Origin of the sequence: Paraburkholderia sp. EG304 (assembly GCF_046543485.1) — a bacterium.
Lineage (GTDB): Bacteria > Pseudomonadota > Gammaproteobacteria > Burkholderiales > Burkholderiaceae > Paraburkholderia > Paraburkholderia youngii.
In genome coordinates this window covers 130,905-153,123 of sequence record NZ_JBKGUA010000011.1, presented here as the reverse complement: position 1 = coordinate 153,123, position 22,219 = coordinate 130,905, and the positions used below count along the sequence as shown (strand labels likewise).

19 protein-coding genes and 1 tRNA gene are annotated in these 22,219 nt (G+C 64.2%); 8 read left to right on the top strand and 12 right to left on the bottom strand.

The annotated features are described in order from the left end of the window. Positions 1-55 precede the first annotated feature (55 nt). The 6 genes from ppc (at position 56) to ACLFKU_RS15940 (ending at position 8,665) form a co-directional block, all read left to right on the top strand. Positions 56-3,214 (top strand): phosphoenolpyruvate carboxylase, encoded by a 3,159-nt coding sequence (gene ppc / locus ACLFKU_RS15965; protein WP_410849705.1) that lies wholly within the window; start codon positions 56-58, stop codon positions 3,212-3,214. A gap of 192 nt (positions 3,215-3,406) precedes the next feature. Then, the gene (locus ACLFKU_RS15960; RefSeq protein ID WP_368584550.1) at positions 3,407-4,219 is read left to right on the top strand and encodes a helix-turn-helix transcriptional regulator; all 813 of its coding nucleotides are present in this window, start codon (positions 3,407-3,409) and stop codon (positions 4,217-4,219) included. A 164-nt stretch (positions 4,220-4,383) separates the two neighbouring features. Continuing rightward, positions 4,384-5,790 carry an argininosuccinate lyase gene (gene argH, locus ACLFKU_RS15955; protein WP_368584549.1) on the top strand — a complete coding sequence of 469 codons (1,407 nt, stop codon included), beginning with the start codon at positions 4,384-4,386 and terminating at the stop codon, positions 5,788-5,790. Between the two features lie 361 nt (positions 5,791-6,151). After that, positions 6,152-6,682, top strand: coding sequence for an energy transducer TonB (locus ACLFKU_RS15950; protein WP_368584548.1), 531 nt, complete (start codon positions 6,152-6,154; stop codon positions 6,680-6,682). 372 nt (positions 6,683-7,054) lie between these two features. After that, positions 7,055-8,362 (top strand): MFS transporter, encoded by a 1,308-nt coding sequence (locus tag ACLFKU_RS15945; protein WP_410849704.1) that lies wholly within the window; start codon positions 7,055-7,057, stop codon positions 8,360-8,362. Positions 8,363-8,485: 123 nt separating this feature from the next. Next, positions 8,486-8,665: a hypothetical protein gene (locus ACLFKU_RS15940; protein ID WP_013088754.1), complete on the top strand. Its 180-nt coding sequence runs from the start codon at positions 8,486-8,488 to the stop codon at positions 8,663-8,665. A gap of 30 nt (positions 8,666-8,695) precedes the next feature. Here ACLFKU_RS15940 and ACLFKU_RS15935 read toward each other — a convergent pair whose 3' ends face one another. Further along, a complete protein-coding gene (locus ACLFKU_RS15935; protein ID WP_013088753.1) occupies positions 8,696-8,827 on the bottom strand; it encodes a hypothetical protein in 132 nt (43 codons plus the stop codon). Between the two features lie 510 nt (positions 8,828-9,337). Beyond that, positions 9,338-10,342: a lipopolysaccharide heptosyltransferase I gene (gene waaC, locus ACLFKU_RS15930; RefSeq protein ID WP_368584545.1), complete on the bottom strand. Its 1,005-nt coding sequence runs from the start codon at positions 10,340-10,342 to the stop codon at positions 9,338-9,340. 254 nt (positions 10,343-10,596) lie between these two features. On the opposite strand from waaC, the gene ACLFKU_RS15925 reads away from it, so the two are divergent. Continuing rightward, positions 10,597-11,997 carry a chloride channel protein gene (locus tag ACLFKU_RS15925; protein WP_410849703.1) on the top strand — a complete coding sequence of 467 codons (1,401 nt, stop codon included), beginning with the start codon at positions 10,597-10,599 and terminating at the stop codon, positions 11,995-11,997. Positions 11,998-12,153: 156 nt separating this feature from the next. Here the strand turns inward: ACLFKU_RS15925 and ACLFKU_RS15920 are convergent, their stop codons facing one another. From ACLFKU_RS15920 to minC, 4 genes are all read right to left on the bottom strand, one after another. After that, positions 12,154-12,465 (bottom strand): YXWGXW repeat-containing protein, encoded by a 312-nt coding sequence (locus tag ACLFKU_RS15920; protein WP_410849702.1) that lies wholly within the window; start codon positions 12,463-12,465, stop codon positions 12,154-12,156. 270 nt (positions 12,466-12,735) lie between these two features. Beyond that, complete coding sequence (gene minE, locus ACLFKU_RS15915; RefSeq protein ID WP_008922443.1) at positions 12,736-12,990, bottom strand: cell division topological specificity factor MinE; 255 nt, start codon at positions 12,988-12,990, stop codon at positions 12,736-12,738. Positions 12,991-13,004: 14 nt separating this feature from the next. Next, positions 13,005-13,820, bottom strand: a complete 816-nt coding sequence (minD, locus tag ACLFKU_RS15910; RefSeq protein WP_013088749.1) for a septum site-determining protein MinD — start codon at positions 13,818-13,820, stop codon at positions 13,005-13,007. 105 nt (positions 13,821-13,925) lie between these two features. Then, a complete protein-coding gene (gene minC / locus ACLFKU_RS15905) occupies positions 13,926-14,738 on the bottom strand; it encodes a septum site-determining protein MinC (RefSeq protein WP_410849701.1) in 813 nt (270 codons plus the stop codon). Here minC and ACLFKU_RS15900 point away from each other — a divergent pair. Beyond that, a complete protein-coding gene (locus ACLFKU_RS15900; RefSeq protein ID WP_410849744.1) occupies positions 14,668-14,946 on the top strand; it encodes a hypothetical protein in 279 nt (92 codons plus the stop codon). The genes minC and ACLFKU_RS15900 overlap by 71 nt on opposite strands. Here the strand turns inward: ACLFKU_RS15900 and ACLFKU_RS15895 are convergent, their stop codons facing one another. The 6 genes from ACLFKU_RS15895 to ACLFKU_RS15870 all read right to left on the bottom strand — a co-directional run bounded on the left by ACLFKU_RS15895 (position 14,947) and on the right by ACLFKU_RS15870 (position 22,214). After that, complete coding sequence (locus ACLFKU_RS15895; RefSeq protein ID WP_026227959.1) at positions 14,947-15,480, bottom strand: GNAT family N-acetyltransferase; 534 nt, start codon at positions 15,478-15,480, stop codon at positions 14,947-14,949. It lies immediately after the preceding gene. A 92-nt stretch (positions 15,481-15,572) separates the two neighbouring features. Further along, positions 15,573-16,358, bottom strand: coding sequence for a type I methionyl aminopeptidase (gene map, locus ACLFKU_RS15890; RefSeq protein ID WP_368584539.1), 786 nt, complete (start codon positions 16,356-16,358; stop codon positions 15,573-15,575). A gap of 556 nt (positions 16,359-16,914) precedes the next feature. Further along, positions 16,915-18,510: a hypothetical protein gene (locus tag ACLFKU_RS15885; RefSeq protein WP_410849700.1), complete on the bottom strand. Its 1,596-nt coding sequence runs from the start codon at positions 18,508-18,510 to the stop codon at positions 16,915-16,917. Between the two features lie 741 nt (positions 18,511-19,251). Next, positions 19,252-19,342: transfer RNA gene (locus ACLFKU_RS15880), tRNA-Ser, on the bottom strand. A gap of 198 nt (positions 19,343-19,540) precedes the next feature. Continuing rightward, positions 19,541-20,836 (bottom strand): serine--tRNA ligase, encoded by a 1,296-nt coding sequence (gene serS, locus ACLFKU_RS15875; RefSeq protein ID WP_410849699.1) that lies wholly within the window; start codon positions 20,834-20,836, stop codon positions 19,541-19,543. 64 nt (positions 20,837-20,900) lie between these two features. Next, positions 20,901-22,214 (bottom strand): replication-associated recombination protein A, encoded by a 1,314-nt coding sequence (locus ACLFKU_RS15870; RefSeq protein WP_410849698.1) that lies wholly within the window; start codon positions 22,212-22,214, stop codon positions 20,901-20,903. Positions 22,215-22,219 lie beyond the last annotated feature (5 nt).

The window sequence follows — 22,219 nt, the reverse complement described above, 5'->3', positions numbered from 1 at the left end:
TCCGCAGTCGCAGTTCATCAATCAACAGACCCTGGCTTCCCCGAGGAAACTCATCGTGACGTCTTCCGGATCGGCGCGCCCCGCCCGCCGCAACACTGCCTCGCCCACCGCTCGCCCGGCCGACGCCGCGGCGCCCGACGTCCTGTCCAACGCTGCCGCGCAAGCCGCCAAGGCCTCGAAGGCCTCGCAAACCTCTGTGCCCGTCAAGCAGGACAAGGCGCCAAAAGCAAACAAATCCGGCAAGGCCGAAAAGGCCGCGACTTCGGCCACCGCCAGCAAGCCGGCCAAGGTCAAGATCAAGATCGAAGGCGACGCGACACTCCCGCGCGCCGCGAAAACGGCAGAGCTCCAGGGCGTGTCGCAAGCTGAGCCAGCCGCCGCGCCCGCCGTGAAGAACGGCGGCCGCACGCGCGAAGACAAGGACCACCCGCTGTTCCAGGACATCCGCTATCTCGGCCGGCTGCTCGGCGACGTGCTGCGCGAGCAGGAAGGCGACGCCATATTCGACGTTGTCGAAACGATCCGGCAGAACGCGGTGCGCTTCCGTCGCGAGGACGACAGCGCCGCCGCGCAGACGCTCGACAAGAAGCTGCGCTCGCTGACGCCCGAGCAGACCGTTAGCGTCGTGCGCGCGTTCAGCTATTTTTCGCATCTCGCGAACATCGCCGAGGACCGTCACCGCAACCGTCGTCACCGCATTCACGCGCTCGCGGGCTCGGCCTCGCAGCCGGGCACGATCGCGCATGCGCTCGAGCGGCTCGTCGCGGCCGGCGCCGCCGCGAGGCCGGTGCTGCAGCGGTTTTTCGACGACGCGCTGATCATGCCGGTGCTGACCGCGCACCCGACCGAGGTGCAGCGCAAGAGCATTCTCGACGCGCAGCACGACATCGCGCGGCTGCTCGCCGAGCGCGACCAGCCGCTCACGAACCGCGAGCGCGCACACAACGAAGCGATGCTGCGCGCGCGCGTCACGTCGCTGTGGCAAACGCGGATGCTGCGCGACGCGCGTCTGACGGTCGCCGATGAAATCGAGAACGCGCTGTCGTACTACCGCAGCACCTTCCTCGAAGAACTGCCGGCGCTGTACGCCGACATCGAGGAGGCGCTGAAGGAGCATGGCCTCGAAGCGCGCCTGCCGCCGTTCTTCCAGATGGGCAGCTGGATCGGCGGCGATCGCGACGGCAATCCGAACGTCACCGCCGACACGCTCGAAAACGCGATCACCCGTCAGGCCGCGGTGATTTTCGAGCACTACCTGGTGCAGGTGCACAAGCTCGGCGAGGAGCTGTCGATGTCGAATGTGCTCGTCGGCGTGAGCGATGCGCTCAATGAGCTCGCGGACATCTCGCCCGACCACTCGCCGCATCGCACCGACGAGCCGTATCGTCGCGCGCTGATCGGCATCTACACGCGGCTCGCGGCGAGCGCGCGCGTGCGTCTCGGCGAAGGCAGCGTGCCGCTGCGCAGCGCCGGCCGCGGCGTCGCGCCGATTCGCGCGACCCCCTACGACGACGCCGCCGACTTCGTGCGCGACCTGCACGTGCTGATCGACTCGCTCGCCGAGCATCACGGCGCGCCGCTCGCCGCGCCGCGTCTCGCACCGCTCGCTCGCGCGGCCGAAGTGTTCGGCTTCCATCTCGCGAGCATCGATCTGCGGCAAAGCTCGGACATCCACGAAGCGGTGATCGCCGAGCTGTTCAAGTGCGCAGGCGTCGAAGACGATTACGCGGCGCTCTCCGAAGCGGACAAGCTGAACGTGCTGCTCGCCGAACTCGCGCAGCCGCGCGCGCTGCGCGTGCCCTACGCCGAGTACTCCGACCTCGTGAAGAGCGAGCTCGCGGTGCTCGAAGAAGCACGCCTCACGCGCGAGAAATTCGGCGCGCGCGCGGTGCGCAACTACATCATTTCGCACACGGAAACCGTCAGCGATCTGGTCGAGGTGATGCTGCTGCAGAAGGAAACGGGTCTGTTGCGCGGGCGTCTGGGCGACGAGCACGACCCCGCGCGCGCGGGCCTGATGGTGATCCCGCTGTTCGAGACGATCCCCGATCTGCGCAACGCGCCGCACATCATGCGCGATCTCTTCGCGCTGCCGGGCATCAGCACGCTGATCGAACATCAGGGCAACGAGCAGGAAGTGATGCTCGGCTACTCGGACAGCAACAAGGACGGCGGCTTCCTGACGTCGAACTGGGAGCTGTATCGCGCGGAGCTGGCGCTCCTGTCGCTGTTCAACGAACGCGGCGTGACGCTGCGTCTGTTCCATGGACGCGGCGGCACCGTCGGCCGCGGCGGCGGCCCGACCTATCAGGCGATCCTGTCGCAGCCGCCGGGCACCGTCGACGGTCAGATCCGTTTGACCGAGCAGGGCGAGGTGATCGCGAGCAAGTTCGCGAATCCGGAAATCGGCCGGCGCAACCTGGAGACCGTCGTGGCAGCGACGCTCGAAGCGTCGCTGCTGCCGCACGACCACACGTTGGCCGAGCTGCCGGTGTACGAGGAAACGATGCAGCAGCTGTCCGATACGGCGATGGCCGCGTATCGCGCGCTCGTCTACGAAACGCCGGGCTTCAAGGAATATTTCTTCGAGTCGACGCCGATCGCGGAGATCGCCGAGCTGAACATCGGCAGCCGCCCCGCGTCGCGCAAGCTGCAGGACCCGAAGCAGCGCAAGATCGAGGATCTGCGTGCGATTCCGTGGGGCTTCTCGTGGGGCCAATGCCGGCTGCTGCTGACCGGCTGGTACGGCTTCGGCAGCGCGGTCACCGAGCATCTGGACAGCGCGCCGTCGGACGCCGAGCGCGCGCGCCGTCTCGCGCTGCTGAAGAAGATGCACAAGAGCTGGCCGTTCTTTTCCAACCTGATGTCGAACATGGACATGGTCATCGCGAAGACCGACCTCGCGGTCGCGTCGCGCTATGCCGCGCTCGTGACCGACAAGAAGCTGCGCAAGCACGTGTTCGAGCGCATCGTTGCCGAGTGGGAACGCACGTCGAAGGTGCTGTCGGAGATCACCGGCAAGAGCGAGCGGCTCGCCGAGAATCCGCTGCTCGCGCGTTCGATCAAGAACCGCTTCCCGTACCTCGACCCGCTCAATCACCTGCAGGTCGAACTGCTCAAACGCTATCGCGCGGGCGACACCAATGCGCGCGTGCGGCGCGGCATTCATTTGTGCATCAACGGGATCGCGGCGGGGTTGCGCAATACCGGTTGAGATCGACGCTGAAGCAGGCAGAAGCCGGGTGTGGCCGACGCAGGCCACACCCGGCTTTTTTCATCGCGCGTCGAGATGGCGAACAACGCGTTGCGCGAATCCAGCCGCTACAATAGAGCCCGCCGTGTACCAGTACAAGTTCGGCAATTATTCTGGTATCTCTATTACTCCCCTCCACGCGCAGCCGATAGCATGACGACGCCGTCCTCCGCCGATCATCCGCCGCCGCTCGACGCCACGCCGGCGCGCGCGCTCGGCGACTTCATCCGCGCCCATCGCGAGCGGCTGTCGCCGCAGGCGGTCGGTCTGCCGCCGGGGCCGCGCCGCCGCACGCCCGGTCTGCGGCGCGAGGAAGTCGCGCAGTTATGCGGCGTGAGCCCGACCTGGTACACGTGGATCGAGCAGGGCCGGCCGGTGTCCGCTTCCGCCGATGCGCTCGCGCGCATCGCGGTCGCGTTGCAGCTGTCGCGCGCCGAGCGCGCGTATCTGTTCGAGCTGGCCGCGCAGCGTGATCCGGCCGAGCCCGACCCCGCCGCCGCCGATGCGCCCGCCACGCTGCTGCAAACCGTGCAGCTCATCGACACGCCGGCCTATGTGCTCGACCGGCAGTGGAATGCGCTCGCGTGGAACGGGCGCGCGGCCGATCTGTTCGTCGGCTGGCTCGACGGCGCGCACGACCGCAACCTGCTGCGCTACACGTTCACCGAGCCGGCCGCGCGCGCGTTGATCGTCGATTGGGAAACGCGCGCGCGGCGGCTCGCCGCCGAATTCCGCGCCGACTCGATCCGCCATCTGAACGATGCGCCCACGCGCGGGCTGATCGATTCGCTGTCGGCCGCGAGCGACGAGTTCGCGCGCTACTGGGCCTCGCAGGACGTCGGCGGGCGCGAGGGCGGCAGGCGCGAGTTCAACCATCCGCGCGACGGGCGCATCGTTTATGACCAGATCACGTTCAAGCCCGCGCATCGCGAAGATCTGAAGCTGGTGGTGCTGGTGCGCGAATAGGCTCGCGAATGGGTCCGCTAATGGGTCCGCGAGCGGCGGCAGCGCCTTGGCCGCCCTCGCCCGGTGTTAAAATCTCCGTCTTTCTTCGCTGCGGCGGCGCTTCTGCACGACTCGCGCACTCGCGTCGCCAGCCTCTTCACCGCTCGTTTTTACCGCCCAACACCATGACGTCCCAACTGCACAAAAAAGGCGAAGCCTGGTCGGCTCGCTTCTCGGAGCCGATGTCGGAGCTCGTCAAACGCTATACGTCGTCGGTCTTCTTCGACAAGCGTCTGGCGTTCGTCGACATCGAAGGGTCGCTCGCGCACGCGTCGATGCTCGCCGCGCAGAAGATCATTTCCGCCGACGACCTCGCCGCGATCCAGCGCGGCATGGCGCAGATCAAGGGTGAAATCGAGCGCGGCGAGTTCGAATGGCAGCTCGATCTCGAAGACGTGCACCTGAACATCGAAGCGCGCCTGACCGCGCTGATCGGCGATGCCGGCAAGCGCCTCCATACCGGCCGCTCGCGCAACGACCAGGTCGCGACCGACATCCGCCTGTGGCTGCGCGGCGAGATCGACCGCATCGGCGAACTGCTGACCGAACTTCGCGTAGCGCTGCTCGAAATCGCCGAGAAGAACGCCGCGACCATCATGCCGGGCTTCACGCACCTGCAGGTCGCGCAGCCGGTCACGTTCGGCCACCATCTGCTCGCCTACGTCGAGATGTTCTCGCGCGACGCCGAGCGCATGGTCGACTGCCGCAAGCGCGTGAACCGTCTGCCGCTCGGCGCGGCCGCGCTCGCCGGCACCAGCTATCCGATCGACCGTCACGCCGTCGCGAAGACGCTCGGCTTCGACGGCATCTGCGCGAATTCGCTGGATGCGGTTTCCGACCGTGACTTCGCGATCGAATTCACGGCCGCGTCCGCGCTGGTGATGACGCACGTGTCGCGCTTCTCCGAAGAACTGGTGCTGTGGATGAGCCCGCGCGTCGGCTTCATCGATCTGGCCGACCGTTTCTGCACCGGCTCGTCGATCATGCCGCAGAAGAAGAACCCGGATGTGCCCGAACTCGCGCGCGGCAAGACCGGCCGCGTGAACGGCCATCTGATGGCGCTGCTCACGCTGATGAAAGGCCAGCCGCTCGCGTACAACAAGGACAACCAGGAAGACAAGGAGCCGCTGTTCGACACCGTCGATACGGTCGCCGACACGCTGCGCATCTTCGCTGAAATGGTCGCCGGCATCACGGTCAAGCCGCAGGCGATGCGCGAGGCCGCGCTGCAAGGCTTCTCGACCGCGACGGACCTCGCCGACTATCTGGTCAAGCGAGGCCTGCCGTTCCGCGACGCGCACGAAGCCGTCGCGCTCGCGGTTCGCGTCTGTGCCGATCGCGGCTGCGATCTCGCCGACCTGACGCTCGACGAAATGCGCAGCGAACTGCCGAACGTCGCGCATCTGATCGGCGACGACGTGTTCTCGTATCTGACGCTCGAGGGCTCGGTGGCGAGCCGCAATCATCCGGGCGGCACCGCGCCCGAGCAGGTGCTGGCCGCGGTGAAGGCGGCGCGTGCGGCTTTGAAGTAATCGATGATCGTGCAGCGCCGTGAGCATGGCTTGCGGCGCGACCGGTTGAACCGAGAGCGAAAAGGCGGACCCGTTTGGCGGGTTCGCCTTTTTTGTTGCCGCGTGTAATTGGCGAATCGCAGGTAAAAGAAAGCCCGCGAGAAGCGGGCTGAAAAGACTTCCACCGATGCCTCAGCATGAGGCCGCCAGAGTGTAGGCGGGTTCCGCCCGCCGACCAACGCGTGCATATTTCCGGCCATTACATCGGAAAGCAAAGCGCGTCGTCGCGGCACGCGCAATGACATTCAGCGGGCGAACGCCAATTGAATCCCGCCGGTTTTTGACTACCATTCAATCAGGTTCTTCTCGCGGTTCGTCGACGATGCTCTCGCGCACTTCTCCCCGTCCTGTTCCCCGTGTGGCCCCGCACTTCTTCACCGCAGCACCCAGGCATCGGCTGTTGCTCGCCGCGCTTGGTGTCGTTGCCGTGGCCGGTTGCACGATCACTCCGCTGACGAAGCACGAAACCGTCAGCACACCGGTCGCCGCGATCAACAGCGCGACGCTCGATCAATATCGCGACGCGGTCGCCCGACGAATCGTCGAGCGCAATCCGTCGTACGTGCTCCAGGGCAGGCCTCAGCCGATGCTGCGCTCGCTGGTGGTGGTGTCGTTCACGGTCGATCGTGATGGACGCATCGTCCAGTCGTCGGTGTATCGCACCAACGGCGACGACGAAGCCGAAAGCACCGCGCTTGCGTCGCTGCGCCGCTCGGCGCCGCTGCCGCTACCGCCCGGCAAGCTGCTGAACGGCCGCGGCCAGCTCGAGCTGTTCGAAGACTGGCTGTTCAACGACAACGGCAAGTTCCAGCTGCGCGAGCTCGCCTCGCCGCAAGCGGAAACGTACGACTGAGCGCGGTTGGCGCGTGCGCCAACCCGCGCCATCACGCGCATCGCCGCGTTCGAGCAGGCCACACATGACCTGCTCGAGTCATTGCGCATCGCTCTTAACGCACCCCTCGTTGCCGCGCAAGCTTACGCCGCCATTGCTGCGCGACGAGCGCGCTCGCTATAATTTTCGGATTCCCCGCGCCGGAGCCTTCCGGCATGGCTCACGCCGCCCGCACACCCGCCGGCGCGGCGCATGAGCCGACTGCAGTGCCGCGGCGCCACCCGCGTGCGGCGCCCAAACCTATACCTCAACGAGGATGCCGCCGTCGCGCGCCGCCAGTCTGCGAAGCAAGGCTCAGCGCGCCGCGGCCTCACGACAATTGGAGACCCCTGCATGTCCACTTCGCCGATTTCCGCGGCTCAGCCCGCAAGCGGGCAAAACAGTAGCGCGCGGATCATCTTCGCGAGCTTCATCGGCACCGCGATCGAGTTCTACGATTTCTATGTCTACGCGACCGCCGCCGCGCTCGTGATCGGACCGGTGTTCTTCCCGCACGGCTCGGCCACCGCGCAAGCGCTGTCGGCCTTCGTCACGTTCGGCATCGCGTTCGTCGCGCGACCGATCGGCTCGTTCCTGTTCGGCCACTTCGGCGACCGCATCGGCCGTAAGTCGACTTTGGTTGCGTCGCTGCTCGTGATGGGCGTGTCGACCACGCTGATCGGCTTCGTGCCGGGCTACGACGCGATCGGCAGCCTCGCGCCGATCCTGCTGTGCGTGCTGCGTTTCGGCCAGGGTATCGGCCTCGGCGGCGAATGGGGCGGTGCCGCGCTGCTCGCCACCGAAAACGCGCCGGCCGGCAAACGCGGCTGGTTCGGCATGTTCCCGCAGCTTGGACCGTCGATCGGCTTTCTCGCATCCAACGGCCTGTTCTTCGCGCTCGCCATGTCGCTGTCCGACGAGCAGTTCCGCAGCTGGGGCTGGCGCGTGCCGTTCCTCGTCAGCTCGGTGCTGGTCGCGCTCGGCCTGTACGTGCGGCTGAAGATCGCCGAGACGCCCGCGTTCCAGGCAGCGATCGAGCGCAAGGAACGCGTGCGCGTGCCGATCGCGAAGCTGTTCTCGCAGCACTGGGTGCCAACCGTGCTCGGCGCGCTCGCGATGGTGGTCTGCTATACGCTGTTCTACAACGCGACGACCTTCTCGCTGTCGTACGGCGTCGGCTCGCTGCATATTCCGCGGCAGACGTTCCTCGGACTGCTGTGCATCGCGGTCGTGTTCATGGCAATCGCGACGCCGCTGTCGGCCCGCGCGAGCGACCGCTTCGGGCGCAAGCCGGTGCTGATCGTCGGCATCATCGCGGCGATCCTGTCGGGCTTCACGATGGCGCCGCTGCTCGGCAGCGGTGAGCCGCTGCTGGTGCTGCTGTTCCTCGTGATCCAGCTGTTCCTGATGGGCGTGACGTTCGCGCCAATGGGCGCGCTGCTGCCGGAGCTGTTTCCGACCAACGTACGCTATACGGGCGCCGGCGTTGCATACAACCTCGGCGGGATTCTCGGCGCGTCGGTCGCGCCGTATATCGCGCAGATGCTGGCCGCGCATGGCGGCTTGCCGTGGGTTGGCGCGTACGTCTCGGTCGCGGCGGCCGTGAGCCTCGTCGGCGTGCTGTGCATGCGCGAGACGCGTGACGCGAGTCTGATGAAGTGATGCATTGCGAATCGACGCAACCCCGCTTGCGTCGATTCGCGTTTGGTAAATCCCCCGCCTTGCGCGTCTTTTTGACTTGCCTATACTCCCTGACATAACCCTATAAAAACCAGGGAGACTCGCATGAACGTCCATCTTCACAATGCCGATATCGTGATGATCATCGCGCTGGCCTTGCTCGGCTCGCTGCTGCTCGCGCTGCGCTTTCGTCCGGCGTCGTGGAAATCCATCGTCGTCGAAGCGCTGGCCGCGAACGCCGCGGCTATTGCCGCGGTGGTCGCATTCGAAATGCTGGTCGCCTGAGGCCAGCGGCTCGAGGAACTCGAGCGCGGCTTAGCGGTAGTAGCCGTGATGGTAGTAGCCACCGCCGCCGTAGTAGTAGCCCGGCGCCGGCGCGATGACGCAGCCGCCGAGCGCCGACGCCAGCAGTGCGCCGGCCACGAGAGTCAGGATCAGGCGTTTCATGTTGTTCTCCATCGAGTCAGATTGATTCGAGCGCAAACCCCGAATGACCCGATTGGACACGATGCGCGCCCCGGCGAACGTTGCCATTTGTAAGGGAAGATCACTGGGCTGTTACAGGATCGGCGCGTTGGACGGGCGTGTTCGAACGACCTGCCCCGCTCTCACCTGATCGCGCCACCATGGCGAAAAACAGCGCCTATACTCGATTGAGCGCACTGTCGCGATAGAAGCCTTGCTGGCCGCGCCAGCGTCGCCGTAATGGAGCGGTTCGACGCGCGCCGCGCGAGCCTCGATGCACCGCGAGCTGCCAGCTGGCCGCCTTGGCGTGTGCGCATCGGACACTGCGGCGTCCAACGAAAAGCGACAGTTTTAACAGACGTGTAATCGATTCCTCTCCGCCCGCTGTTCCCCGACACGGGCGTTCTTTGAGGCGCGACGATGCAGTCCCCGCCCGCACGGGTGGACTACGCGTCGCGCCTCTTTTTCTTTTGCGCAAACGATTGCGCGATCTCAGGCGGCGGCCGATCCTTGCTGCATCGCGAGCACCGGCTCCGCCCCGTGAACGTAGTCGATCGCGTCGAGCGCCGCGCTAACGGGCGGTACCGAGCGACCGTCACCGATCGATGTCGAGCGATACGGCGTCTCGACGCCGCAATGCGATGGCGACGTCGCGACGAAGATCATCACGGTGCGCTTCTGCAGCGCATGCGCGAGGTGCACGAAGCCCGTATCGGTACCGACCACGAGCGCGCACGCGTCGATCATCTGCGCGACTTCGGTCACGCTCATTTGCGGCAGCACGGTCGCGCCCGGTACCTGTGCGCAGATCTGCGAGGCTTCGGCAAGCTCGCCGTCCGAGCCCCACGGCAGAACCACACGAAAACCGCGCTCGCTCAACTCGCGCCCGACAGCCACCCAATGCGTGAGCGGCCATTTCTTGTCGGCTTTCGAGGTGGCATGAAAGAGCGCGGCGACAGGCGCGTCCTGTGTCGCGAACGGCTGCGGGACGGCTGCGGGTAGCCGCAGGTCGTAGATGGGCGGGCCTTCCACTTCGTAGCCGAGCGCCTCGCTAGCGCTGATGCGCATGCCGTGCCACGCGCTGCCTTGCGGGCGTGGACCGAAACGCCCGGTATAGGCGAACGCGGCGCCCCGCTCGCCAAGATCCTGAGATTGATAGCCGAAGCGCCGCGACGAGCGCGCGAGGAAGGCGATGATCGCGCTCTTGTAGACGCCGTGAATGTCGATGATGTAGTCGTAGCGGTATGCGCGCAGCTCGCCGATCGATGCCAAGATCGCCTTCAGATCGCTCCAGCGACGCGCCTTCTTGAAGCGGCGCAGCGGCGCGCATAGCACGCGGTCGACGCCCTGGCTCCACTGCACGACTTGCGCAAATGCTTCGTCCGCCGCCCAATCCACCTGAACACCAGGAAATGCGCGTTTGATATCGGCGACGACTGGCAACGCCTGCACGATATCGCCTAGTGAAGTGACCTTGACGATTAGGATTCGCTTCATTGAGGGTCTCTTCGTTTTCCGAAGTGGAAACTATTCTAGCCGACGTTTTTACCGCCTCCCTGCCAAATGGGCATCGTGCCCGGTCCTGTTTTCAATACGGCGAATTACAACAAAAGATACCCCTGACGATCCAGCGTAGTTCATTTTTTCAAATGTCTTTCACGCATTCTGGTCGGTCCCGCACGTTTTATACTTGGCCCTTTGCACGAACCCAATTCATGTCCCGGCCCTTCCCCTCCCGTTCGCACGCTGTCATGCGTCGCACGAAACGCCTGTGGCGGCAATACGGCATCTTCTGGCTCGGTGCCATCGCCGTCGGCCTGGTCGCGGTGCTCTATGCGCGCCTGATCGACTGGGGCTATGACGCGTTTCTCGATGTCCGGCAGCGGTATCCGTGGGCACCGCTCGTGATCACACCCGCGGTCGCGGCACTCGCGGTCTGGCTCACGCGCAAGTTCTTTCGCGGCTCCGAGGGCAGCGGCATCCCGCAGGTCATCGCAACGCTGCACACGAAGCAGCGCGGGTATGGCGCGAGGCTGCTATCGCTGCGGATTCTGCTCGGCAAGATCGGCGTGTCTTTTATCGCGATTCTCGGCGGCTTGACGATCGGCCGTGAAGGACCGACCGTGCAGGTCGGCGCCGCGCTGATGTTCAATCTGCGCCGCTTCTATCCGCGCTCGAATGCGCAGATCGAACGGCAGCTCGCACTGGCGGGCGCGGCAGCGGGTTTATCGGCTGCGTTCAATACGCCGCTCGCGGGCGTCGTGTTCGCAATCGAGGAATTGACGCGCAGCTTCGAGGCGCGCACGAGCGGTGTGCTGATCACCGCGATCGTCGTTGCGGGTGTCGTCGCGCTCGGCCTGAACGGCAACTACACATATTTCGGCACGATCAGGATCGGCGCGCATTTCCCCGATCTGCTCGCCGTCGCGGTGGTGATCACCGCAATCGTCACGGGAATCGCGGGCGGCATTTTCGGCTGGCTGCTGCTCAATACCGCGCGCTGGATTCCGGCGCCGCTGCGCCAGTTGCACGGCAAGCGGCCGGTCGTGTTCGCCGCGCTGTGCGGCTTCGCGATCGCCGTGGTCGGCGTGATCGCGGGCGGCGCGACGTTCGGCAGCGGCTATACCGAAGCGCGTGGCCTGCTGGAGGGACACGGGCAGTTGTCGGTGTTCTATCCGTTCCTGAAGATGATCGCGATGGTGGGCTCGTACCTGCCAGGCATTCCGGGCGGCATCTTCGCGCCGTCGCTGTCGATCGGCGCGGGCTTCGGCAATCTGCTGCACATGGTGTTCGATTCGATGCAGTTGCCGATGCTGATCGCACTCGCGATGGTCGGTTATCTGGCCGCGGTCACGCAGTCGCCGATCACGTCGTTCGTGATCGTGATGGAGATGATCGACGGTCACGCGCTCGTGATTTCGCTGATGGCCACCGCGTTGATCGCGAGCCGCGTGTCGCGCCTGTTCGCGCCGCCGCTCTACGAGTCGCTCGCCCAGCGCTACATGGCGCCGCTGCCGCAACCGGCGCCCGCGCCGGTGCCGGAAGTGCCCGAGGCCGAGGTGCCGGAAGCGCAAAGCGTCGACGGCGAGCCGCCCGCCGGTGATGCCGCCGACGACATCACGACGGATCCTTCCGGCTCGCCGCGTCAGTAGACGACCACGCGCGGCGCATGCACATATAGCGGCCGCGCCGGCACGACGACGCAGCCGGACAGCATCACCGCCAGCGCGGCGAGCACGAGCAGGTTCTTTTTCATTCGCAATTTCTCCACGGTCACAGGCGCGTCGCAAGCACGATCGACGGCCGCATCACGCCCAGTGTCCCGGTACCCAGCGATAGTTCGGACCATGCTCGACCCAGTGGCCGGGCATCCAGCGATAGCCGACGCGCTCGGCCTGCCAGTGTCCGGCGATCCACACGTAGCGGCCGCGATCCCAGCGCCAGTGACCGTGATCCCACACATAGCCGGCGCGCGCCGCGGGCACCGCTTCGAAGCGTTCGACGGGCGGCGCGGACGGCGCGACGATGACGACTTCCGCGGCCGAAGCCGAGGCCATCGCGGCGGCCCCCGCGGCAATCAGAACGGTGTTGGCAAGCAGCAGGCGAAAGGTTCGGTTCATGATTTCCCTCTCAGGTTGAACACCGGATGCGGCGTTACCGGTTTAATGCGCGAGGGCGACACGAGGCTGACGATGTGCGTGTAACGGCACCCGCTGAAGTGCAACGGTTTATTTCGACCGGGAAATGACGAGCGCCGTGGGGGCGCGAAGAGCGGGCTTCAGACAGAAGCCAGAGGAACAGCCGAACGCCGCATTGCATCGCGTCGATCCAACGCGATGCAATGCGGCGTCCTGCACATGATGCGAGATGGACCGCGGTCCATCGGAAGCTCAGGCCTGCGGTATTTCGATCTTGACTTCGAGCACTTCGAGATCGTCCTGACGCTCGAGACTCACGCGTATGTCGTCATCGGAAATCTTCACATACTTCGAGATCACGGCCACCAGTTCGCGTTGCAACGCAGGCAGATAATCGGCTGGCGCATGGCCGCCGGCGCGCTCGTGCGCGATGATCAACTGCAGGCGTTCCTTCGCTACCGACGCGGACTTCTTTTTCTCGCCCAGCAAAAACGAAAGAATCGACATTACGTGCGCTCCCCTTACTTGGTGCCGAAGAGGCGCTGCAGCAGCCCGGGCTTCTGGTAATCGACAAAGCGAAGCGATTTCTGCTCGCCGAGGAAACGCGACACGACGTCCTTATAGGCTTCGGCCACATCGGTGCCGTCCAGATGCACGGCCGGCAGCCCCTGGTTCGACGCGTGCAGCACCGCTTCCGACTCCGGAATCACGCCGATCAGATCGATGCGCAGAATTTCCTGGATGTCGGTCAGCGACAGCATTTCGCCTTCGCTGACGCGCTTCGGGTTGTAGCGGGTAATCAGCAGATGCTCCTTGATCGGCTCCTTGCCTTCGATCGCACGCTTGGTCTTCGACGACAGGATGCCGAGAATGCGATCGGAGTCGCGCACCGACGACACTTCCGGGTTCGTCACGATCAGCGCTTCGTCGGCGAAGTGCATCGCCAGCAGCGCGCCCGACTCGATACCGGCCGGCGAATCGCAGACGATGTATTCGAAGTCCATCGCGATCAGATCATTGATGACCTTCTCGACGCCTTCCATCGTCAGCGCGTCCTTATCGCGCGTCTGCGAGGCCGGCAGGATGAACAGGTTCTCGCACTTCTTGTCCTTGATCAGCGCCTGGTTCAGATTCGCTTCGCCCTGGATCACGTTGATCAGGTCGTACACGACGCGGCGCTCGCAGCCCATGATGAGGTCGAGGTTGCGCAGGCCGACGTCGAAGTCGATCACGGCGGTCTTGCTGCCGCGCAACGCGAGGGCCGACGCAAAGCTCGCGCTCGTGGTCGTCTTGCCCACGCCACCCTTGCCCGAAGTCACCACAATGATTTTTGCCATTACCCTTACCTTGTGTTCGTCAAATGCGTCAATTTATGCGCGGCGCGCGTCGCCCTGAAACGCCGCATGCCGAAATCGCTCGGGCAGCGCGCGTTTCTCGGCGCTTTACGTGAGCCGCAGCGGTTCGATCATCAGTTTTTCGTCTTCGAGCCAGATCTGCACCGGCTTGCCGAGCACGTCGGCCGGCAGCGGGTTCTCGGTCGTTCGATAGATGCCCGCGATCGAGATCAGTTCCGGTTCGAGACATGTACAGAAGATGCGCGCGTCGTGATTGCCCTGCACGCCGGCCAATGCCCGGCCGCGCAGCGGCGCGTAAATATGGATGTTGCCTTCCGCGATCACCTCGGCGCCATAGCTGACGAGACCGAGCACCACCAGATCGCCTTTCGCGTAGATGCGCTGGCCGGAGCGCAGCGGCTTGTCGACCACCATCGTTTGCGGCGACGTGGCGAGGCGCACCGGCTCGACGGCGGAGGTGGGTTCGACGGCGCCGGAAGCGGTGCTGGCGGATGCGCTCGTGCCGGCGGCTGCATCGGGGCCCGCCGCCGCGCTTGCCGCGCTCGCCGTGCCGTCCTCATCGGTCTGCCTGGCCGGCGCGCCGCGTCGGTCGCGCGCTTCGAGCAGCGGCAATCCCGACTCCGTCGCCCACTGTTGCTCCGCATTCGCGACCACGCCGACCGGACGCATGCGCACGCTGTCGAGCAGTTGCGCGATGTCGGCGAGCGGCACGCGTTCGTTGTCGGCGACACGCCGTACGTCGATCGCGACGACGTCGTTAGCGAAGAATGCGGGCGTCGCCTCGAAGCGTCGCGTCAGTTCGGCACGCATCGCATCGAGGTCGGTCGTTTTGACCACGAACATCAGCGTGTCGACAGAGCCGCTGCGCAGTTCGAAAAAGGGCGATTTCTTGGGCGACATAGCGTTCGGCAAAAAATTTTGCGTATTTTACAGGCGTACGTGCGCGCGGCCACTATTTTTCCCGGGAGAATCGGTGCTCGCGCGCGTGGGCGCGACGCGTGTCGTCGATGCGATCGACGCGCGACGGCGCAAAGAAATACTGGCGGGAAAAAACCGTGATGAACGGACGGCGAAGACGAGCGGCACGCGTGACGCGCCGCTTGGGTGATCACTGTTGAAGCACCTGCGAGGTAGTCGGCACGTGCCGCACCAGCAGACTTTCGACCTGCTCGGGCGCGCGCTCGACGCGCCGGTGCTCGCCGGTCGGGCCAAAGCCGAGCGCCTCGTAGAAGCGCATCGCGTTGCGGTTCGTGTCGGCGACCCACGCGTAGATTTCCGTGGCGCCCGCATTCGCGAGCCAGCTGCTCGCCGTGTCGACGAGCAGTTCGCCGCCGCGCAGATGACGCACGGCCGGCGCCACCCACAATTCGCAGACGAACGCGCGGCGCGCCGCGGTGTCGTCGAAATGCGCCTCGACGAGGCCGGCCGGATGGCCCTCGGTGTAAAGCAGGAACGTGCCGACGGACTGCGAAACCGCGTGATTCGCCGCGGTCGCGTCGAAACTGGCGGCATCGGCCGACAACGCATCCTCGAGCGTCGCGCCAAAGGCATATGGCGCCTCCCGCAGCGAGGCGGTGCGGAGTTCGCGAAATACGGCGCCCTGATCAGCAGTGATGCGGCGAACGGTCAATGACGGACTCATGCAGACGAAAACCCCTGGAAACCCTAACGCGTAGCTTTAACCGAACCGGCCGGCGAGTCAAATTTATTATTGACCAGAATATGCGATCCCGCTCACGGCGCGTCGTAGTTGCCGGTGCCGTCCGGCCACGGCGTCAGCAGCTCATAGCCGTCGTCGGTCACGGCGACCATGTGTTCCCATTGCGCCGACAGCGAGCGGTCCTTCGTGATCACCGTCCAGCCGTCGCGCTGCACCGACGTGCCGGCGCGGCCCGCGTTGATCATCGGCTCGATCGTGAAGACCATGCCCGGCTTCAGCCGCACGCCCTGCCCCGGCTGGCCGTAGTGCAGCACCTGCGGGTCCTCGTGATAGATCTTGCCAATGCCGTGCCCGCAGTAGTCGCGCACGATCGAGAAGCCCTCGCGCTGCGCGACCTTCTGGATCGCGTGGCCGACGTCGCCGAGCGTCGCGCCCGGCTTCACCTCGCGGATGCCGGCCACCATTGCCTCGTAGGTCGTGTCGATCAGCGCACGCGCGACCGTGCTCGGCTGGCCGACGCAGTACATGCGGCTGGTGTCGCCGAAATAACCGTCCTTGATGATCGCGACGTCGATGTTGATGATGTCGCCGTCCTTCAGGATCTCGCCGCGATTCGGAATGCCGTGACACACGACATGGTTGACCGACGTGCAGACGGTCTTCGGAAAGCCCAGGTAGCCGACGTTGGCCGGAATCGCCTTCTGCGTGTGGACGATGTAGTCGTTGCACAGCGCGTCGAGGTCGTCGGTGGAGACGCCTGCCTTGACGTGCTCGCCGATCATTGCCAGCACATCGGCCGCGAGGCGGCCCGCAATGCGCAGTTTCGCGATATCGTCGGGAGTCTTGTAGGTAATGGCCATGAATTCAGTCGATGTGAGTCGCGGGTCAAACGCGAAATGACCCTCCGCGCCCGAAAGCCCGGCGGCCCGCAACCGCCGCTCGATGGGCGATTTCGGGCAATTGTACAGAGGATCGCGGAGGGACCCCGAGCAAACCGGCTGAAGAGATGCTCGGCAGGCGGCGGCGCTGGCGGGGCGATTTCGGGCTCGCGCCCGAATCAGAGTGACCCCGTTCGTGCGTGGTGGGCTTGCCCGGCCTGCGCGCTCACATGGACTTTGGGAAAAAAGCTCGAACGTTCATCGAGCCATGCAACGCCATCGCTCAGTTTCCCGAACTAAATCGCGGACGTCCAGTCAGGCCGACCGCTGCATCCCGCTCTTCGCATATCGTACGGATCACGCGAATTGCGTGTGGCTGCTTCGGGGAAAGCGCGGCGGCGGCCGCGTCGCTCGCGGATGGTGATGAAGGGGTTGCGGGTGGCATGAGGCGCCCAACCCCTCGCCTCGATACGCTGAGGCAAGGGGTCGGGCGCGGTTCTTACCGACGCTCAGGGTTGCTTGCGTCGATATCTGCGGCTTAGTTGTCGGGATTCGCCGCCGTAAAGCTTTGGAACGCACTGTACGCCGGATTCAACGGTGTGCCGTTTTTCATGATGCCGAACGTCTGGTCGCCGCTGTCGAGCACGTAGTACATGACGCCCTGGATATTGTGCGTCTTGCGATTCTGATAGAACTCGCCGAGCCTCGTCGTGATGTAGTTCCCACGATAGGTCTCGTCTCGTTCCGGCCCGGTGTTCCACTCGGTGATGAGGAACGGCACGCCGTAACGCGCCTTGCAATAGATCGGCAGATCGAAGCCCGGTTGGGCGCCGTCCGCACCGAGGGAGAACACGTCGCCATACACCTCGTAGTTGTGCCACGTGGTGATGTCCCAGCGCACGGTCGGGTGGCCGCTGCTACCATCGGGCTGCATACCGTCCCACAGCGCGTCCGCCGCGCCGACATCGTTCACACAGAAATTGATGCCGCATTTCGCGTTGGACTGAACCGACTTCACACCGTCGATCATGCCGCGCATCACGCCGCGCATCACCGGCCAGTTCGTGTTGTTGAAGTCCGACGCCTTCGTGCCCGCACAGGTGAAGTCCAACACTGTGGCGTTAGTGCGCGTCAACTCGTTGCCGCATTCGTAAATGGTCACGCCATACGGCTTCAGTGCGTTCGCGATGCCTTGGGCGACCGAGTAACCCTGGTTGTAAGCGGCACTCTCGTTGGCGAACAGGTTGCCATTGGAGTCGTAGACGCCCTGATTGACCAGCACGATCAACGTCATGCCCGCCGACTGGAAAGCCTGCGCAAGCCCGATCAGTGCGTTCAGCTGGGTCGAAGTGTTGGTGCAGCCCACGCGATAGCTGGTGCAGCCCATGCCCTTCAGGATCGATACGACCTGTTGAGGCGTGTAGGTGTAGTCGAAGTGGCCGTTCATGCCGTAGAACATGCCCGCGGCCGGTGCGATCGCGGTGCGCGGATCGTTACATGGCAGCCAATGACCGGCGGTTTCGTTGTTCACGTAGAACTGGCCACCCGTGCCGCAATGCCAGATCTTGCCGCCGTACCACAACAGAAGCGAGACGTTGTACGTGTTGCCTACGGTCGCCCCATTGCAGTAAATGACACCGTTGGTCACCGTCCAGATGTTGTTGGACTTGTCGATGATGTACGACGAACCGGGGATCGTGGTGCCATCAGCCGAGGTGCCGCCGAGGCGCGGGTCGAGGCAACCCTTCCAGCCCGAGCCCGTCCATTGATAGAACTGACCACCCGTGCCCTCGTGATAGATCACGCCGGCGTAAAACAGGACCATCTGCACGTTGTAGGTGTTGCTTGCCGGCGAACCGTTGCGGTAGACCGAGCCACCGACACCTCCGGACAGCGTCCAGACGTTGCCGGAGTTGTCCGTGATGGACGAGGCGGGCGGAATGGAGACACTGTTCGGATCGCTCGTCTTCGCGACGGCCGTTTTGGAAGCCGCGGTACCTGAAGCGCCGCTTGCAGCGGCAGCAGCGGCAGTCTTGTCGTCCGCGGTTCCGGATCCGCCGCCACCGCATGCGGCCAAAAGATAACTTGCGCTCAGGGCCGTCAGGCCCCCAATGAATTGACGTCGTTTTATCATCGCGGAGTAATTCCAAATGTCGGGAAAATTCCCGATAAAAAGACCAAAGGTGAATTCGCTGTGATTCGGACGGACAATGCGTAAGGATTCGATGCAAACGAATTTGCATTCCTTAAAAACATTTGTCCCGAGGTGCCGTGGAACGCACGTCTGTGATGTCCGATTGAACCGATGCTCGCGAAGAGGCTCCTCGCGGTGGTCCAGATTGACAATGCTGGTGCGCGTCAGTCCGCAAACGTTTGCCTTGCGAACCTTTTACCGATTACTGCCGCAGCTGTTGTTTTCCAGGAAAATTCTTCCCGTAAAAGCTGCTGACGGCGTAAATCGTACCCTGAATGAATGACCGAGCCCAACCAAAAATCGTATTTATTTGTAAAAAAGGGCAGATCTTGCCGAGATCTGTGGGGTCGGCGAAGATTCGCGCTTTAAGAAGTCGATCGGGGGGCGGGTCGCCCGCAAATTTTCTGACTTCGACCCCTTATAGCGCGCGGCGGCCATGTCCTGAATGCGTCCCCGCATATGACTCAGGGGAGAGCACAGCACGTATCGCTTAAGGGATTTGTATGGAAATGGGAATGAAAAAGACCACGAGCAACGAATAGCTCATGTACAAGAAATTGAAACAATCGATTTCGCCAATAGAAATGATGCTTCAACAATATCGGATTGACTTGGCAAAACAATTCGAAAACCAAAAAACAAAAAACCCCTTGATCACGATGATCAAGGGGTTTCAGAATTTGGCGGAAAGGGTGGGATTCGAACCCACGGTACGGGGAAACCGTACGCCTGATTTCGAGTCAGGTACATTCGACCACTCTGCCACCTTTCCGGGTATTCCAACTTGTTGCTGCTTCGTCGGATCCAAGCGGGCCGTTGCTTGGGAGAAAAAGATTATAAAACAGCTCGAATCAGTTTTCCAAGCCCCTCGACGAAAAAACTTCTAAATTTTTTCCGAGAGGCGTGGGTGCCGGCAGCGGCACTGTCAGCCAAGCTGACGATACCGCGTCTACGCACACGCCGGTGACGCTCAGGCCGCCGGCACTTCCAGCCGCTCCACTCCGCCGAGGTATGGCCGCAATGCCGTGGGCACCGTCACCGAGCCATCGGCGTTCTGGAAGTTCTCGAGCACCGCGACGAGCGTGCGGCCCACCGCGAGACCCGAGCCGTTCAGCGTATGCACGAGTTCCGGCTTGCCCTGCGCGTTGCGGAAACGCGCCTGCATGCGTCGCGCCTGGAACGACTCGGTATTCGAACAGCTCGAAATCTCACGATAGGTGTTCTGCGCGGGCAGCCATACTTCGAGGTCATAGGTCTTCGCTGCGGAGAAACCCATGTCGCCGGTGCACAGCGTGATCACGCGATACGGCAGTTCGAGCTTCTGCAGAATCGCCTCGGCATGGCCGACCATCTGCTCGAGCGCGTCGTACGATGCATCAGGAGCGACGATCTGCACCATCTCGACCTTGTCGAACTGATGCTGGCGGATCATGCCGCGCGTGTCGCGGCCGTACGAGCCCGCCTCCGAGCGGAAGCACGGCGAGTGCGCGGTCAGCTTGATCGGCAGTGCGTCCGCTTCGACGATGCTCTCACGCACCGTGTTGGTCAGCGAAATTTCCGAGGTCGAGATGAGGTACTGCGTGACCGTGCTTTCACCGCCGCCCTTCTCGACGCGGAACATATCGTCCGCGAACTTCGGCAGCTGGCCGGTGCCGTACAAGATGTCCGGATTCACGATGTACGGCGTGTAGATCTCGGTATAGCCGTGCTGCTGCGTGTGCGTGTCGATCATGAACTGCGCGAGCGCGCGATGCAGCCGCGCAATCTGGCCGCGCAGCATCGTGAAGCGCGCGCCCGACAGCTTCGCGCCTGTCTCGAAGTCGAGGCCGAGCGGCGTGCCGACGTCGACGTGATCCTTGACTTCGAAGTCGAACTGGCGCGGCGTGCCCCAGCGGCGCACTTCGACGTTATGGGCTTCGTCGTTGCCGACCGGCACGCTTTCGTGCGCAAGGTTCGGCACGCCGAGCAGTAGGTCCGACAGACGCTTCTGGATGTCTTCGAGCTTGACCGCCGACGCCTTCATCTCGTCGCCGATGCCGCTCACTTCGGCCATTACCGCCGACGTATCTTCGCCACGCCCTTTCATCGCGCCGATCTGCTTCGACAGGCTGTTGCGGCGCGCCTGCAGTTCTTCGGTACGGGTCTGGGTATCGCGGCGTTCCGCTTCGAGCGCGGTGAAGGCCGCGACGTCGAGGGTATAGCCGCGGTCGGCGAGGCGCTTGGCGACGCCGTCGAGGTCTTTGCGCAGCAACTGGATGTCGAGCATGGGATGGGACGGATGTTCGTTGTATGAAAACGCGATTTTAGCGCACCGGCACAGGCGAAACGCCTCAAGCCTTCTTCGGCTTGTTCTCGGCGCGCCACCGCGCATCGAGCTCGCCAAGGCGCGCGAGCTTTTCGCCGATCTTGCCTTCCAGGCCCCGCGGCGTCGGCTCGTACCAATGCGGCTCGCGCATGCCGTCTGGCAGATAGGTCTCGCCGGCCGCGTACGCATCGGGTTCATCGTGCGCATAGCGATAGTCGTGGCCGTAGCCGAGTTCCTTCATCAGCTTGGTCGGCGCGTTGCGCAGATGCACCGGCACCGCGCGCGACTGGTCCTTGCCGACGAAGCGCCGCGCCTCGTTGTACGCGTTGTACCCGGCATTCGATTTCGGCGCGACCGCCAGATAGATGATCGCCTGCGCGAGCGCGAGTTCGCCTTCGGGCGAGCCGAGACGCTCGTAGGTCTCGGCGGCGTCGAGCGTGATGCGCGCGGCGCGCGGGTCCGCGAGGCCGATGTCTTCCCACGCCATGCGCACGATGCGCCGCGCAAGATAACGCGGGTCCGCGCCGCCGTCGAGCATGCGGCAGAACCAGTACAGCGCGCCGTCCGGGTTGCTGCCGCGCACCGATTTATGCAGCGCGCTGATCTGGTCGTAGAACGCGTCGCCGCCCTTGTCGAAGCGGCGCAGATTTTCCGCAAGCGCACTGCCCAACAGCGCGCCGTCGATTTCAGTGGTCTTCTGCTGGGCGGCCGCGCGCGCGACGATCTCGAGGTTGTTCAGCAGCTTGCGGCCGTCGCCGTCGGCGGAGCCGATCAGCGCGGCGCGTGCTTCGTCGGTGAACGTGAGGCCGCCGAGCTCCTTCTGCGCGCGTTCGAGCAGCTCGCGCTGTTCGTCGTCGGTCAGGCTCTTCAGCACGTAGACCGCGGCGCGCGACAGCAACGCGCTATTGACCTCGAACGACGGATTCTCGGTCGTCGCGCCAACGAACACGAACAGGCCCGACTCGACGTGCGGCAAGAACGCGTCTTGCTGGCTCTTGTTGAAGCGATGCACTTCGTCGACGAACACCAGCGTCTGATGTCCGTTCGCGCGATGGATCTGCGCGGTCTCGACCGCCTCGCGGATATCCTTCACGCCCGACAGCACCGCGGACAACGCGATGAACTGTGCGTCGAACGCATCGGACATCAGCCGCGCGAGCGTGGTCTTGCCGACGCCGGGCGGGCCCCACAGGATCATCGAATGGGCCTCGCCCGATTCGAACGCGACCCTGAGCGGCTTGTTCGGACCGAGCAGATGCGACTGGCCGATCACTTCGTCGATATTGCGTGGCCGCAGGCGTTCGGCAAGCGGAACATTGGCACGGGTTTCTTCAAACATGACGT